The sequence below is a fragment of the Eubacteriaceae bacterium ES3 genome (genome assembly GCA_030586155.1).
Classification (GTDB): Bacteria; Bacillota; Clostridia; order Eubacteriales; family Eubacteriaceae; genus Acetobacterium.
The window spans coordinates 2,844,086-2,860,795 of sequence record CP130741.1; the positions used below are offsets into that span (position 1 = coordinate 2,844,086).

Below are 16,710 nucleotides of genomic sequence, written 5' to 3' on the forward strand. Positions count from 1 at the left end.
ATTTAAAATTGTGAAGGCTGTTCCCGACGATGAGGGCTGGTTATCCCATAGGGACTCGGATAATTCCTTGCAGGTTTTGACTGAACTATTATTGACAATTCCAAACTGACCTTTTCCAGTATTTTATACAGCAAATACCTGACAGGAATTGGTGAGAATTTGGCAATATCAGGTTGGTATTGACCAAAATATATCCCTGTTACTGACTCCAATGTTTCCTTAATAATGAATCTATCATAATATTGTTCAATCAAATATTGTGCCATATCACAAAAATGTTTATACAGATATGAATATACCTTGCTTTCAATGCCATCATTGTACATTCTCATGAACTCTTCTTTAACGTCTTCATTTGTCAGACTAAAATGTGATGCAGCATTATTTATTAAACCCTCTTCATATTCTGTTAGAACTGGTCTGGTAATATAAAATACTGGCTTAACGTTTCTCGCCCTTGCCATGAACTGCCATAACAGGGTAAAGTCTCCCCTTCTATATTCATCATCAAACATACAATAGATATCTGTAATATTTTCATTAACAAAGTTGATCCCAACATCTACCCATGATGTAGCAATCAGGACATTGTAATCAATTTGGTTATTTTTGGTCAGTTCTTTAAAAATCCGTTCTTCATCACTGCATGGATCTCTGTTCTGTGAACTTATCCCAATAGATTTAATTCCGGTATTGTTTAATTTTTCTGCCAATTTCTCAACTCTTTTAGTATTGTTAATCAAAACAACCTGCATGGAATCATTGTCTGAATTGTATCGCTCTTTTATAAGATCTTCAACCTTACTTTCAGCATATCCCTCCATCACACGAACTTCTTTAACATATTCTTTGTCTGTAATGATCTCAATTCTGGCACAAATATCATCATATATTGGAAAACCTTCCAGACACTTAAGAATATCCGGTGTCGCTGTGGTCAGAATGATTGGCTTACCTGATTTTTTGAACTCATCAAAAGCTTTTATGATGTTATCTGTCTGTTGATAGGCGAAACTGCTATACTGAACAGCCTTGTGGATCTCATCTATTACCAGAAAATCAACGTCATTCGCATTCTCTTGAATATGTTCAACAGATTGAAAGAATGTATTGGGTAAAGCTTTTGTATCGCCATATTTGTCTTTTATAGATGCTGAGAAATATTGGTTTGTTAATGCCCTTGTTGGTGAAATGATGATACTGGGGGTTTCAATATTCTGAAAATAATAACTCTTGCCTGTTCCCTGTGGTGCTACCAATAAGATAACCTGATGCTTTTCAGCCGTATCTTTAATTAATTCCATAAGTTCAGTGTCTTCCATGATGTAGTCAGACTTTAGTTTATATTTAATTGCCTCCAATCACATCACCACCTTTGTTTTGTTTAGCTTCATAAGCCTTAACTTTCCTGTAAAATGTGGGTTTCGATAAATTTAGCTTTTCCATTGCTTCAACAGCCATGATCTTTTCAGCCTTCCATTCGTCATAAACCTCTTTAAACTGCTTTTGATCAACTTCAATGGGCTTACGTCCTTTATATTTACCTTCAGCTTTAGCAATGGCAATACCTTCTTTCTGTCTTTCAAGCATACATTCACGCTCAAACTGATAAATACCTGCGAAAATAGTCATCATTAACTTGCCTTGTGCTGTTGTTGTATCAATCTTTTCTTTCTGGCTTATAAAATCCACACCCTTTTCATTGAGTCTTTCAACAGTTTTAATAAGATCAACTGTTGACCGTGACAATCTGGAATAGGATTCCACCACTAAGGTATCACCTTTTCTGAGGTACTCCATCATTTTCTTGAACTGTGGTCGATTAGTATCCTTGCCAGATACTTTGTCGACATAGATCTCTTCAGCACCCAAACAATTCAGAATTTCTATCTGTCTTGCTTCGTTCTGTTCCTCTGTACTGACTCTCACATATCCTACCTTCATTTCTCTGACCTCCATTCGTTTAATCTTCTATAGAATAGCATGAATCATTTTACGTGTCAATAGGATATATTTTTATATCGATACGTTTCTTTATTGTATATCCAGTTCTTGTGAAACGTAAATCACCACATATATTTAGTATCACTAGACTATGCCCTAATGATACTCAAATGCAATACTCTACCAATATCTGTTCCCGTTGTAATTCTTTATTATTTATATGGATATAACAACCTGACACAACCTCAAAATCAATACCATTATATTTAGAGGGGGTAGTTTACTAAAAAAATAAGTGCTAGAATTCCCTGACACAGCGGGGTTCCCTAACACTACAATCTGGAAATAATTGACCGATGCTCGATCACCAAACTAAAAAAATTTGGTAAGCTGTTCCCATGTTACCGTTGCATTCATTATCGTTGTCAAACATCTTTTATTCATTAAAAAAAGCCCTTGATACAGGCTTTTCATAGTAAATATAGTGTTTTCTTGAACCTGTCAGACTCTTTAAAATTTCAGGGTATATAAGAACACCTAAAATTAATTTTCTCTTGTCTGACGGCCTCTCAGGGCTTTATTTTGCCATTATAATGCTGTTAATTCATTTTAATATCTCTTTATTTCATATATATTGATTTATCTTGTCTTATACTTACCAAAATCATGTTTTTTCTTAATACTGAAATCTTCCAGAGGGTTTATGTCATCCACAATATTAACGATATCATTAACATCAAAATTATAATAATGATTGAGCATTGTCAGATTTTTATGACCTGTGATTCTTTTCAATACCAGTGGTGAAACACCTTTTCTCACGCTCAATGTAATAAATGTATGTCTAAACAAATGGACTGATGTCTTACTAACTCCATGCTCTTTGCAATACTTTGTGACACTTGCCTGTAATGTGGTTCTTGCTAAAGGTTCCCCAAATATATTACAGAATAGCGGCTCATCTGGCAGACCATTTCTAGCTTTCAGATATTCATTAAGCACAACAAATAAGGTACTGCTGATAGGAATCACACGGGGTTTCCTGTTCTTTGTATGATCTAAAGATATTAGGTTATTTTCTAAATCAACATTTTTAATTTTTAGTTCTCGTAACTCTTTTGACCTTATACCTGTTGAGATTAATGTATTGATGATAACCCAGGTGCGATAGTTTGAGAATGATTTATTTGCCGGTCTTTTTAACAATGCTTCAAGTTCACTGTTTGAATAGATTTCTTTCGTTGTTTCCTGTTCGATCACCTTTCTAAATTCAATTTTATTTGGTATATAGCCCTTTTTCGCTCCATAATTGATAATAGGGGAAATCTTATACTGATAGGAATTGATTGAAGTGTCCTTAATCCCTTTGTCTGCAAGCCAAATAACATAATCATCAACAAGTTCTTGCGTTATATCACAACATTTAACATTCTTACCTGCAAAGTCCATAAAATATTTACTGGCATACTCATAACCTTTAAATGTAATATCCGATGTTCCTTTTCGCATACACTCCTTTTCATATAGATCAACTAGTTCTTTATAAGTCATTTTTTCAATCTCAATATTACCAACTCTCTTTTTGCCTGTAGATTTCCACCCTTTTTTCATTGTGTTTAACTCCTTTATACTACAATAAAATCCTGAACCTCTTCATTTTTGAACTTTTTAATAAAGTAATCATCAATATCCTCACAGAATAAATTATATCTGCTGATATCACCACCTAAGTTCATGATTAACTGGTCATCAACTTCCAATAGTTCACCAACCAGACACCTTGTAACATCTTCAGATATTGCACCACTGTCAAACAAATCGGATAATCTCACACAAAATATCTCGATTTTCTCTTTAATTCCATTACAACATTCGTTCATTTAATTACCTCTTTCAAGTTTTTATTTTAATTGTTTTAAATCACCTTCGCAAATTCCCCAACACTTATACTGTTATTGCACTTAAGCATACAATCAGCAAAATCGGCTTTAGGTTGCAAGGCTTTAATGATACTGTCCTTATCTGCCAGTGTATTTTGCATGATATTAAGGGCCTTTGCCATAATCATCAAATCACTGTCACCTTGATCCACTGGAATGTAACCACCTGTTTTGCGGATCTGTGGGAGAACCTCATCAAATATCCATGCTTCAAATCTTATGGCTGAAGGAAGTTGGCTGCTTGCAATAAGTCGGTATAAATCACCTTCAGGAATGAAAAGCATTTGTTGGACTCCGCCATTGGTAGGGATGCCCTGTTTTAGGGCACCCTTGCAATGAATGTTAATTGCATTTTGTGGTCTTGCATACCCCAACGCACTGGCCACATCACTTCCACAAAAGTACGTTTTACCATCTTGATCAATCACCCGAATAGCGCCAAATTCTGAATTTTCAAAGTTCATTAAATCGCTAAAATCCCCATTTAAAGCCATTTGAGTGGTGTTGATGTTTTTAACTTGTGGCATCACATCATCGTCAATCCATCGTTTAAAGCGTTTGGCTGAGGGTAGTTTACTTGACATGATGAGTGAGTAAAGACCGGATTCGTTGATTAAGATAGTATCTTGCATTCTTCCTAGTTTATCTATGAGGCCCTGTTTTAGGGCATCATCATCATCAACATGAGTTGCAATAGCATTTCTTGCTTTACTATACCCCAAACATCCTGCAACATCTTTCCCAACAAACCATGGTTCATTATCAATCTCAATCACACGAATATTGCCAAATTCCACATTGTTGAATATTTGCAGGTCATTCAATTGTTCTACATCTTGCACCACTTGAGCATCTTGTTTAGGTTGTGTAGGTTGTACAAGTTGTAAATTGGGCTTTTGTGGCATTTTACCACTGGTTAGGGAATGGAGGGCTTGTTTTTTTTGGGGATGAGCTTATGATTTCTGTTTTATATATGGTCTTCTATACCCTTTGGACTTTTGAAGATAGTCTCTTATTATCACTCGAAAACTCATCTCAAATTCATAATCTATATCAGTTAAAGCACATGAATAGCGTAGCATTCCAAAACATTGTTGTATAGCATCCTCTGTGAACTCTGGATTTGCATCGACTAATTCACGCATTAAATCAATCTGATTAAGTAAAACCATTTTTCGTGTTTCTCGTTTCATTGTTTTAACCTCCAAATAATTTAATTGATTTTCACAGCAAAACTGCGTTTAACTAGGATCTTTAAACATTCATTTATCTTCTTTTTTCACCTCCAAAAATTAAAAATTTCATAAAAAATAGGTGGCTATGATTGTAAAATTCCATGCTCTACATCATAACCACCCAAGGCTTAGCTCACATATTTAATTGTTAGATTATAATTCTTGAAAATCGCTTTATATAGCCATTTATATATTTGTTATCTAGTTTAACAAAAATCTCAAAACCTACTCCCACTCAATCGTTGAAGGTGGCTTACTGGTAATGTCATAAACAATTCTGCTGACGTGTTTTACCTCGTTAACGATACGGGTGGAAATATTTTCCAGCACATCAAAAGGAATTCGTGCCCAGTCAGAGGTCATGCCATCCACAGATGTAACGGCTCTTAAACCAATCGTATAATCATAGGTTCTTTCATCGCCCATAACCCCAACGCTTCGGTTTCCTGGAAGGACAGCAAAATACTGCCAGATTTCTTCATCAAGACCAGCTTTGGCAATTTCATCACGGAAGACAAAATCGGCGTCTCTTAGAATATCCAGTTTCTCTTTGGTGATATCACCCATAACACGAATAGCCAGACCCGGTCCTGGGAAAGGCTGACGCCAGACAAGGTCATGATCAAGTCCGATTTCTTCACCAACGGCTCGTACTTCATCCTTAAACAGGTTTCTGAGCGGCTCAATAAGTTCAAAATCAACATCTTCCGGAAGACCACCAACATTATGGTGGCTTTTAATGACTGCCGCATTTTTTGTTCCGCTTTCAATTACATCGGGATAAATCGTTCCCTGAAGCAGAAAATCGATATTATTCAATTTACCGGATTCTTCTTCAAAGACACGGATAAATTCTTCACCAATAATTTTTCGTTTTCGTTCCGGATCAGATACTCCTGCGAGTTTACTAAGGAAACGTTCTTCACTGTTAACCCGGATGAAATTCATATGGAAACGGTCTTTAAAAATCGCTTCCACCTGATCGCCTTCGTCTTTTCTAAGCAGACCATGATCCACAAAGATACAGGTTAACCGATCGCCAATAGCCTGATGGACCAGGGTAGCCGCAACAGAGGAATCAACCCCACCACTTAAAGCACAAAGAACTCTTTTATCTCCAACCTGTTCTTTGATGGCTTCAATCTGTTCCTGAACAAAATTGTGCATCGTCCAAAGTCCCTGGCAACCACAGACATCATAAATAAAATTGCTTAACAGTTCTTTTCCGTACTGAGAGTGTTCCACTTCCGGATGAAACTGAACGGCAAACAGTTGGCGGTCGGCATTTTCCATAGCAGCCGTCGGACAGGTTTCAGTTATAGCCGTAGTCGTAAAACCGTCGGGAATATCCTTGATGTAATTCGTATGGCTCATCCAACAGATCGAGCCATCTTCAACACCTTTAAAGAGGCAGGAATCGACTTTAATCTCCAGGGCTTTTTTACCATATTCACGAATATCTGCCGAGGTCGTTTTACCTTTGAGCTGTTCAGCCATCAGCTGAGCCCCATAGCAGATCCCCAAAATTGGAACCCCCAAGTCATAAATGCCCGGATCACACTGCGGTGCGCCTTCTTCATGGACGCTGGAAGGTCCGCCAGTAAAAATAATCCCCTTAGGATTTTTGGCTTTAATTTCTTCCAGACTAATATCATAAGGAACTACTTCCGAATATACTTTTGCTTCTCTGACTCGTCGGGCAATCAGCTGATTATACTGAGCCCCAAAATCGATAATCAGGATTACTTCACTTTGGTAATGCTTATCTGTCATGAATGCTCCTTAATAGCGCGCGCTATTGTAATTCGGTGATTCCTGCGTGATAGTTATATCATGCGGATGACTTTCGATGAGTCCGGCACTGGTAATTTTTACAAACTGTGATTTTTCACGCAGTTCTTTAATTGTTCCGGTTCCACAATAGCCCATTCCTGAACGCAGTCCACCCACTAACTGATAAACTGTATCAGCCAGGGTTCCTTTATATGCCACTCGACCTTCAACCCCTTCAGGAACAAGTTTTTTCTGACCTTCCTGGAAATAACGGTCTGAGCTTCCTTCCTTCATGGCACCTAATGAGCCCATGCCTCGGTATGATTTAAAGCTTCGGCCCTGATAGATGATGGTTTCACCCGGACTTTCTTCAGTTCCGGCAAACAGACTACCGATCATAACTACATCGGCACCCGCTCCAATGGCCTTAACTACGTCTCCTGAATGCTTGATTCCACCATCAGCGATGACTGGAATATCATGTTCTTTAGCAACAGCAACTACATCCAGAATTGCTGTAATCTGGGGTACACCAATCCCGGCAACTACTCGAGTTGTACAGATAGATCCTGGTCCAATACCCACTTTTAAACAGTCAGCACCAGCTTCAATCAAATCCTTAGCGGCAGCACCGGTGGCAATATTACCGACAATCAGTTCAACTTCAGGGAATTTATCTTTGATTTCTTTAACTGTTCTTGCAACACCTGCCGAATGGCCATGAGCGGTGTCCACCACAATAACGTCAGCCTGAGCTTTTATAAGCGCTTCCACCCGTTCCAAAGTATTACTGCTGATACCTACGGCTCCGCCTACTAAAAGTCGTCCGCGATAATCTTTAGCGGCATTAGGATATTTAATGCTTTTCTCAATGTCTTTGATGGTAATTAAGCCCTTTAAGGTATTTTCACTGTCAATGATTGGCAGCTTTTCAATTTTATGCTTTTTAAGAATTGCTTCCGCTTCTTCCAGAGTAGTTCCTTCTTCAGCAGTTACCAGGTTATCTTTTGTCATTGCATCCTTAATTTTTTTCTTAGGGTCATTTTCGAATCTTAGATCCCGGTTAGTAATAATTCCTACCAGTTTCATATCAACTGTAATTGGTACTCCCGAAATTCGATAACGTGCCATCAGTTCCAGAGCATCACCAACGCTATGGTCCGGAGATAAGTAGAAAGGATCCACAATAACCCCATTTTCCGAACGCTTGACCTTATCAATTTCAAAAGCCTGTTCTTCAATAGTCATGTTCTTATGAACAATACCGATTCCTCCCTCACGAGCCATGGCAATGGCCAGACGGGCTTCTGTAACGGTATCCATTCCGGCACTCATAATCGGAATTTTTAATGAAATTTTCTTAGTCAGCCGTGTTCCTGTATCCACATCTCCTGGCAATACTTCCGATTTTCCCGGAATCAGTAACACATCATCAAAAGTAATACCTTCTTTTAAAATTTTCTCCAACCTTTTACTCCTTTCAGGCTAATCACGATCCAGATTATTACACTCTATTGTTAACAGCCTTTAATGACTGTTTTAAACGGATCATTACATAATTGTCAGTGATTCTCATTGCTTTGACAGACTCTAAAGCAGTAATTTTTTGTAAATGCTTAAATCACATTCAGATACAAAAAAAGCAGACAACTGACCATTGTGCATCTGCTTCTTGCTTGCTATATTCCTGTCCTTATTATTCTGTTCATAAGTCTACCATACTTACCTTAATCATGACAATAATTATTTTACTGGTAACGTTATCTTTAGCTACAAACTTTTCTTTGGGATTATACAAACAAAGGAAGCCCATTTAAGCGGACTTCCTTTAATCATTTTTAGAATAAAAGCAGCGATGGATTTTCCATATCAGCTTTTACATCTTCAAGAAATTTAGCACCAGCCATGCCATCCGCAACCTGATGATCAAGATTAAGACTTATCTTCATAACTGAACGGACCATTGCTTCTCCGTGAATAACACGCATTCTTGAAACTACTTCACCAACACTTAAAATTGCGGCATTAGGTTGATTGATAATTGCCGTAAAGCTCTCAACTCCATACATACCCAGATTTGTAATGGTAAAAGTACTCCCTTTTAAATCTTCCGGCGTATATTTCTTACTCTTGATCTTCTTTAGCGTTTCACCCCGCGCTTTGACCATTTCTACAAAATTCATGGTTTGACATTGCTTAATAACCGGTACCAAAAGCCCGTCATCCTGCCCAACCGCCAGACCAATATTGACTTCTTCGTTAATAAATATCTGTTCATTTTGACGGCTGCAATTCATCATTTCATGTTTTTGCAAGGCTCTGGATGTAGCAATCAAAAGAAAATCCGTGTAGGTACAGCGATATCCGGCTTGTTCTTCGACTTTGCCGGTAATTTTACGTCGTAATTCTTTTATTTCGCTCATATCAATTTCTACCGTCAGAGTGATGACGGCATTTTCCTGATGGCTTTTAAACATCCGTTCAGCAATAATCTTTCGTTTTCCTGACAATGGAATACTTTTTCTGGACTCATCTGCTTGTGACTGCTCAACATCTGTCTTCTTTAGAAGATTTTCGCCGTCTATAACCGGCTCAGATTCTGACGCTAAATTTTTCTCTATTTCAGTATTCTCATGATCGACCATTACTTCGCGCGTTTCTCCTTCCTCCGACTGCAGATCATTTATTTCAGCCACTTCCACTAGGTTTTCATTTTTGATAAGCTCTATGTCATCAATCAATTCAGGTATCAGTAATTCTGGAATTATGTCTTGAGCAATAGCTTCTTTTTCAACAACCGGGATCTCCGCTTTTGCTTCCTGACTGCCTTGAACCGCATCACTCTCTTCTGTCTCCATAACCTTGCTATGCGGATCTGCATTTTCCTTATAATTTAGAAGTGACTTGCTTTCTTCTTCAGCCAAAAGTTCCCGCGCCAGTTTCCGCGCTTCCTGAATCAGTGCTTCCAATTCATCTTCCTCTTCTTTCAGCTTTTGTTTTTTGTCTGCAAGTAACTGGTTCGGATTTTTCTTTTCCGACACATCTTCTAATTCCTGCTCAGCCTTTGCATTTTCTAATTGCTCTTGAACTTCTCTGTTTTCTCTTTCTTCATTTAAGAGGCGGATCATTTCTTCTTTTTCCGCTTCAGCTGCTTTAATAGCTTCCATCATTTTAATTTTTTCAGCCTGCGCTTCTTCAATAGCTTTCTGAACTTCAGCTTTTTCGGCTTCTGTCGTCAAAGTTCTTTCAGTTTCTTTATCAGCTGGTGTGACACCCTCTGATTCAACTCCCTGATTCTCATCACTTTCTTCTACGGTGTTGTCAGTTTCTTCTGAAATCCCCCCTTGATCCACCACTTCCTCTTTTAGCGGTTCAGCGTTCAAGTTCTCTGGCATCTCCCACTCTGGTCGATTTTCGCTGGAATTCAGTTTGATTTCCTCGTCCTTAATTGGTGTCGGTTTGACGATAATTTCATCACGCAGATTGGCTTCTCCATTTTCAACAAAGGGGACAAAATCAAGATTAGATTTTCTACTGGCTCGATTTTCATTTTTTTCTTCTGTCATATTCTTTCTTGTCATTTCCTTTATACTCTGATTTTTGGGACGTAAAGTACTTTTCGTTTTTTTGCGGTTTTCGGGATGGCCAACCAGCGACTCCAACTCAGTCTCTATCTCAGCCGTTTCATACACTGGTGCCGTTCCTTTTGCTTTGATGGCACTGATTGTTTTTTCCACGTCTGCTAATTGAATCCGCCCGTTGGGACCAGTTCCTAAAACATTATTCAAATCAATTCCGGCCTCCCGCATCAAACGCCTGGCTGCTGGAGACATTCTTGCTCTCTGTAAGTTTTCTGACTTTTTTTCAGTTATCAACGATTTATTAGTCTTAATCTCTTCAAAAAGTTTCTTTTTCTCTGCTACCGATACTTCATGCAGCACATGGTCACCCTCAACATAATAGTCATTCTGAAAGTAGTTCTCAAGGTCAGGTAATTTGTCGTCTATAGACAAATCATATCCTTTCTTTTGAGGTACTACCACATCCTGAGGAACAACTTTCTGTGGGCGAACCGGTTTAACAGCCATTTGTGGTTCAGCTTCTTTTACTGCTGGCTCTTCGTTCTGAGATTTCAGGCCAATTTTTGCCAAATGATCCACAAACGCTTCGGTGCTTTCGTTTCCTGGAATCCATTCGCCTTCTTGACCAATATAACCGATGACCGAATAGACTGGATATTCATGGTCTACTTCGCCCAGGATTTTAAGAATCACTCCGGATTCTTCGGCTTCTACTTCAATACTGACCTTATCGGTCATTATCTCCAGTATTGGCTCTCCTTTTTTAACTTTATCCCCTTCTTCTACCAACCAGTCGATGATGGTTCCTGAACTCATATCCATTCCCAACTTGGGAAGTATTATTTCTTGCGCCATAATCCACTTCCTTTATTCGCGATTCAAAAGCTTATAGACAGCGTGGACAAAATCATTTTTCTGAGGCACCACTGCTGCTTCCAGTTCCCGATTATAAGGAATCGGCACATCCAGACCACCTAGTCTCACAATTGGAGCATCAAGATAATCAAAGGCATCACTTTCGGCCACCCTGGCTGCGATTTCTCCGCCAATTCCACCTGTTTTTGCAGCTTCATGGGCAACTATCAGCTTTCCAGTCTTAATGACGGATTCAATAATCGGACCCATATCCATCGGATAGAGCGTCAATGGGTTCAGAATTTCTACCTCTATTCCCTCTTCTTTTAGAAACTCAGCAGCTTCCATTGCTTTTTTTAGCATTGTTCCGTAAGTAACAATCGTTATATCCTTACCATCCCGTTCAACCACCGTTTTACCCAACTCGATCACAAAATCCTTATCCAGTGGGACCAGACCAACTTCTTTATATAATAGCTTATGCTCCATAAAACAGACTGGATTGTTATCGCGAATAGCCGCCTTCATCAGACCTTTGGCCTGTTCAGCAGTTGACGGCGTAACCACCTTGATTCCCGGTATATGACACAGCCAAGCCTCCAGACTTTGACAATGCTGGGCTGCCGCTCCGGTCCCAGAACCTGCCGGCAAACGCATCACCATTGGGACCTGGGACTGTCCACCAAACATATATCGCATTTTAGCCCCTTGATTGACCAGCGAATCCATGGCAAGGGTCATAAAATCCATAAACATAATTTCACAAATCGGACGCAGACCGGTGACTGCTGCACCCACTGCGGTTCCGACTATCGCCCCTTCGCTGATTGGGGTATCCATGATTCGGTCATCACCGAACTCACCAAGCATTCCGGCCGATAAGCCAAATGAACCACCATATAAACCTATATCCTCACCTAAAAAGATAACATTCTCATCCCGACGCATTTCTTCCGACATGGCAAGACGAATCGCTTCCCGGTAAGTCATTTTTTTTGATCGTTTTATCATCTTATCCCTCTCTTAAGCGTATACGTCATCAAGAACCGATGTAATTTCAGGTTCCGGACTTTCCTGGGCATATTTATAGGCTGCCTCAATAGAGTTTCTGGCCTCTGTTTCCAGTGCTTCAATCTGTTCTTCGGTCATAATTCGTCGATTGAGAAGGTAATTTTTCATCTTCAGAATTGGATCCTTCTTCTTCCACTCGGCGATTTCTTCTTTGCTGCGATAGACCTGAGCATCACTTTTGGAATGTCCGTTATATCGATATGTTTTTGATTCAATCAATACCGGACCTTTTCCGGCCCTGGCATAACGAAGGGCCTTAGTTGTAACATTATAGACTTCCAAAAAGTCATTGCCGTCCAGCGTCAGTCCCGGAATATCATAGCTCTGACTGCGATCAGCAATCCGTTCAATATTCATATGTTTTTTAATCGGGGTAGACATACCATACCCGTTATTTTCAATAAAAAAGACCACCGGCAGTTTCCAGACTGACGCCAGATTCAGTGATTCATGAAAAGAGCCCTCATTGGTTGCTCCGTCACCAGCAAAACAAAGCACCGCTTTACCGGTTTCTTTGTACTTCTGGGTTAGGGCTGCGCCGCAGGAAAGCGAAAAACCGCCGCCAACAACGCCATTGGCACCAAGGTTTCCATTTTCCACATCGGCGATATGCATGGAACCCCCTTTTCCTTTACAGTATCCAGTTGCCTTTCCTAAAAATTCAGCCATCATTCGATTAACATCAAGTCCAAAACCAATGGCCTGAGCATGTCCCCGATGAGTCAGTGAAACCAAGTCGCCTTCCTCTAATGCCATACAGGAGGCAACTGCTGAAGCTTCCTGCCCCATGGCAAGATGAGTCGTCCCGTGTACTAGTCCTCTGGAAAAAAGATAATCAATCTTTTCTTCAAAAAACCGTGCCTGATTCATTCTGAAATAAATTTTCAGTAAAATTTCTTCTGATAATTCAATCATATTTTCCTCCACATTCCGGTGTGAATTAATAAAACGTTTAAAGGAACTGCGTTCCTGTTTTTTAATGTCAATAAAGTTCTGTCTATTATATCCTTTTTGTAACAAAAAATAAAGAATGCTACAAAAATCACAAACTATCTGGAGTTTTTGACGCATTCTTTAATGTTTTCCTAAGTTTTCCTGTTTTTCAGACTACCAAACTGTTTAAGAATAGACTCTGCAATAATCAAATCTTCAGGGGTTGTAATCTTAATGTTGGTGTAATGGCCAGTCACAATTTTAACTGGATGGGGCAATGCTTCTACCAGTGAAGCATCATCTGTCCCAGAAAAATCATCCTTAATCGCCTTTTCATGAGCCTTCCTGAGCAAATCAGCAAGAAAAGTCTGCGGTGTCTGAATTTCGACCAATGTCTCGCGTTTAGGGGTACTCACCACCATGCCCTTTTCATCAATCACTTTGATAGTGTTCTTTGAAGGTACACCTACCGTTGTTGCTCCAAATTCCATGGTCTCTAAAATACTTTCAAAGATCATTTTTTCCTGCACAAGAGGTCTTGCACCGTCATGAACCATCACCAAATCAGCTTTTTCACTGCTGGCTAGAATACCCTTGTAGACCGATTCCTGACGGGTTTCTCCCCCCTGAATCATTTTAACCTTTTGAAAATGATAGGGTTTCAAAACCTGTTGTCGGCAGACACGAAATTCATTTTCGTTAACCACCAGAATAATCTCATCAATCAGCTCAGATTTTTCAAAAACTTCCAATGTATGCGCCAGTATTGGCTTGCCATTAAGGGTCAGATACTGTTTGTTAATCGGAGCATTCATTCGTCTGCCCTGACCGGCTGCTGGGATTATCGCACTGATATATTTTCTATGCATGCCGTCACCCAATCGTTTTAAGCGCTTCAGCAATCTGGTCGTCGTCCGTTGCAAACGTGATCTTTCTACTCAGATAGTCTTTGCTTTCTATCCTAATTTCCAGACAACGGTCAAATTTTTCTGCTTCTACTAAATCGGGCCATTCGATAATGAGTCCCGCCTTTTGATCCAGATAATCATAAAAACCCATTTCATACAGTTCGTCATGATCACTTAATCGATACAGATCAAAATGGTAGAGTTTATCACTATAAACATTGACAATGGTATAGGTTGGGCTTGAAACCGCATCTTCCCCTATTCCCAGGCCAGCAGCAATACCTCTGGTCATCAGGGTTTTTCCGGCTCCCATCTCCCCTTTTAGCAGGATGACAAAAGGAAAGCCGAGCATTTTCCCCAGTTGCCGGCCAAATTCTAAAGTATCTTTGTCGGATTGCGACTCAAATTCGAACGAAATGGTCATCACTCGCCTCCGCTGGAAATTTTTCTTTATTCATTGGGATCATTTTCATCATCGATGATCTCGTAGTCCACTTCCACAATCTCTCCATCCTTAATACGCCTTGTGTTTCCGGGAATATTAAAGGCCAATAGCAAGTAAACGACTATACTGATCACTCCAGCCCAGAAGCCCATAAAAAAGGGTAGTACCGGGACAATGAAAATAATTCTAAAAATCCAGGGGGTAATTCCAAAATAATCACCCAAACCTGAACAGACACCCGCCAGAATGGCGTTGTCTTTTTTTCTAATTAAATGTTTCTTCATTTCACCTATTCCTGATAATAATTTTCCAGAAAGCGTTCCAGCCGATCCATCGTTTCAATCAATTCTTCTGGATGGGGTAGAAATACAATTCTGAAATGATCCGGCAAGGGCCAGTTAAAACCGGTTCCCTGGACCATTAAAACATGTTCCCGTTTAAGAAAATCCAAAGCAAACTGAACGTCGCTCTTAATATTAAATCGCTCAATATCAAGTTTAGGGAAGCAGTAAAAAGCTCCCTGAGGTTTAACACATGAAAGTCCTGGAATCGAATTGACCCGTTTATGTACAATTTCTCGTTGTTCATAAAGCCGACCGCCTGGTTTGACCAGATCATTGATACTCTGATATCCGCCAAGCGAAGTCTGAATCGCATGCTGAGCCGGAACATTTGCACAAAGCCGCATGGATGCCAGGATATTAATCCCTTCAATATAGTCTTTAGCACCCGCTTTATTCCCGGTAAGAATCATCCAGCCAACGCGGAAACCTGCTACTCGATGGGATTTAGACAGGCCATTTAAAGTCACGACCAACACTTCGTCAGTTAAAGAAGCCAAAGGGATATGAACCTGGTCATCATAAATAATCCGGTCGTAAATCTCATCAGCATAAATAATCAGATCATTTTCAACAGCCAGTTTGACAATCCCTTCCAGAATATCTTTAGGATAGAGGGCTCCTGTGGGATTATTGGGGTTAATCACAACAATCCCTTTTGTGTTAGAATTAATCTTACTTTCCATATCTTTAAGATCCGGATACCAGTCCGACTGCTCGTCACAGGTATAAAAAACAGCTTTTCCGCCGGCAAGATTAATTGCAGCCGACCACAACGGATAATCCGGAGAAGGAACCAGAATTTCATCACCATCATTTAAAAGAGCCTGCATACAAAAAAGAATCAGCTCGCTGACACCATTTCCGATATAAACATCGTCCACGGTTAAATCCATAAGTCCTTTGGTCTGGTAATACTGGACAATAGCTTTTCGCGCCGGAAAAATCCCCTTGGAATGGCAATATCCTTCTGAATCACGCAGATTATATTGCACATCACGAATGACTTCATCTGGAGCATTTAGCCGAAAAGGTGCCGGATTCCCAGTGTTGAGCATAATGATGTCTACGCCTTCACGTACCATACGATCCGCCTCGTCAACCACCGGTCCCCTAATATCATAACAAACGTTGTCCAACTTTTTTGACTTCTTAACAGCTTTCGTCACTACACTCAACTCCTTTTATATTAAATTTATCTGATTTATTATTATATCCGAAAACTCCTTTAATTTCACTATATTTTTCGACATAAAAACTAAACGGCGTAAAGCGATTCTATAAAAAAATTATGCATCTTCCAGATTGATCCGCTCAATCACCTGCTGATATCCTTTTCCATATTTAAGACAACGGTTAACCCGACTGATCGTTGCCGAGCTGGCACCTGTTTGTTTCTCTATCTCTGTAAATGTTTTTCCCTGCGACAGCAAAATGGCGATCTCAAAGCGATTCGCCATTTCTTCCACCTCGCGGATCGTACACAAATCATCAAAAAATGAATTAACTTCCGCTTCCGAAGAAAGCGCAAGAAAAGCTTTAGCTAAAATATTTCTTTTTGCTTCCATTTTATTACCCTACAATCCTTACCCTTATGAATTTTTTTTGAAAAATTTTATTCAATGTCACGTCATCGACGCCTTAGTAGTGTATAATATATTACTATACCATATCAAAAATAAAA

16 protein-coding genes are annotated in these 16,710 nt (G+C 39.5%); all 16 read right to left on the reverse strand.

Translation table 11 applies throughout. From position 1 onward, the window contains the following. Positions 1–2 precede the first annotated feature (2 nt). Positions 3–1,361: an AAA family ATPase gene (locus Q5O24_13215; protein WKY47304.1), complete on the reverse strand. Its 1,359-nt coding sequence runs from the start codon at positions 1,359–1,361 to the stop codon at positions 3–5. Further along, on the reverse strand, positions 1,348–1,944 hold the full coding sequence (locus Q5O24_13220; GenBank protein WKY47305.1) for a recombinase family protein: 597 nt from the start codon (positions 1,942–1,944) through the stop codon (positions 1,348–1,350). Before Q5O24_13220 ends, Q5O24_13215 begins: the two co-directional genes overlap by 14 nt. 639 nt (positions 1,945–2,583) lie before the next feature. Continuing rightward, positions 2,584–3,555 (reverse strand): tyrosine-type recombinase/integrase, encoded by a 972-nt coding sequence (locus Q5O24_13225; GenBank protein ID WKY47306.1) that lies wholly within the window; start codon positions 3,553–3,555, stop codon positions 2,584–2,586. A 14-nt stretch (positions 3,556–3,569) separates the two neighbouring features. After that, entirely contained in the window at positions 3,570–3,824 is a 255-nt protein-coding gene (locus Q5O24_13230) for a hypothetical protein (GenBank protein ID WKY47307.1), read from the reverse strand. 35 nt (positions 3,825–3,859) lie between these two features. After that, positions 3,860–4,789, reverse strand: a complete 930-nt coding sequence (locus Q5O24_13235; protein WKY47308.1) for a BRO family protein — start codon at positions 4,787–4,789, stop codon at positions 3,860–3,862. 48 nt (positions 4,790–4,837) lie between these two features. Then, a complete protein-coding gene (locus Q5O24_13240) occupies positions 4,838–5,077 on the reverse strand; it encodes a hypothetical protein (GenBank protein ID WKY47309.1) in 240 nt (79 codons plus the stop codon). Positions 5,078–5,344: 267 nt separating this feature from the next. Further along, on the reverse strand, positions 5,345–6,892 hold the full coding sequence (gene guaA, locus Q5O24_13245) for a glutamine-hydrolyzing GMP synthase (protein ID WKY47310.1): 1,548 nt from the start codon (positions 6,890–6,892) through the stop codon (positions 5,345–5,347). A 9-nt stretch (positions 6,893–6,901) separates the two neighbouring features. Next, positions 6,902–8,359: an IMP dehydrogenase gene (guaB, locus tag Q5O24_13250; GenBank protein WKY47311.1), complete on the reverse strand. Its 1,458-nt coding sequence runs from the start codon at positions 8,357–8,359 to the stop codon at positions 6,902–6,904. Positions 8,360–8,730: 371 nt separating this feature from the next. Continuing rightward, entirely contained in the window at positions 8,731–11,328 is a 2,598-nt protein-coding gene (locus tag Q5O24_13255) for a 2-oxo acid dehydrogenase subunit E2 (GenBank protein ID WKY47312.1), read from the reverse strand. Positions 11,329–11,340: 12 nt separating this feature from the next. Continuing rightward, complete coding sequence (locus tag Q5O24_13260) at positions 11,341–12,339, reverse strand: alpha-ketoacid dehydrogenase subunit beta (GenBank protein ID WKY47313.1); 999 nt, start codon at positions 12,337–12,339, stop codon at positions 11,341–11,343. Positions 12,340–12,351: 12 nt separating this feature from the next. After that, on the reverse strand, positions 12,352–13,311 hold the full coding sequence (locus tag Q5O24_13265) for a thiamine pyrophosphate-dependent dehydrogenase E1 component subunit alpha (protein ID WKY49263.1): 960 nt from the start codon (positions 13,309–13,311) through the stop codon (positions 12,352–12,354). Positions 13,312–13,484: 173 nt separating this feature from the next. Further along, positions 13,485–14,201: a 2-C-methyl-D-erythritol 4-phosphate cytidylyltransferase gene (gene ispD / locus Q5O24_13270; protein ID WKY47314.1), complete on the reverse strand. Its 717-nt coding sequence runs from the start codon at positions 14,199–14,201 to the stop codon at positions 13,485–13,487. Between the two features lie 4 nt (positions 14,202–14,205). Beyond that, positions 14,206–14,664 carry a tRNA (adenosine(37)-N6)-threonylcarbamoyltransferase complex ATPase subunit type 1 TsaE gene (gene tsaE, locus Q5O24_13275; protein ID WKY47315.1) on the reverse strand — a complete coding sequence of 153 codons (459 nt, stop codon included), beginning with the start codon at positions 14,662–14,664 and terminating at the stop codon, positions 14,206–14,208. Positions 14,665–14,690: 26 nt separating this feature from the next. After that, positions 14,691–14,969, reverse strand: a complete 279-nt coding sequence (locus tag Q5O24_13280; GenBank protein WKY47316.1) for a PspC domain-containing protein — start codon at positions 14,967–14,969, stop codon at positions 14,691–14,693. 5 nt (positions 14,970–14,974) lie between these two features. Further along, a complete protein-coding gene (locus Q5O24_13285) occupies positions 14,975–16,195 on the reverse strand; it encodes a pyridoxal phosphate-dependent aminotransferase (protein ID WKY47317.1) in 1,221 nt (406 codons plus the stop codon). A gap of 120 nt (positions 16,196–16,315) precedes the next feature. Continuing rightward, entirely contained in the window at positions 16,316–16,594 is a 279-nt protein-coding gene (locus Q5O24_13290) for a YerC/YecD family TrpR-related protein (protein WKY47318.1), read from the reverse strand. Between the last annotated feature and the right edge of the window lie 116 nt (positions 16,595–16,710).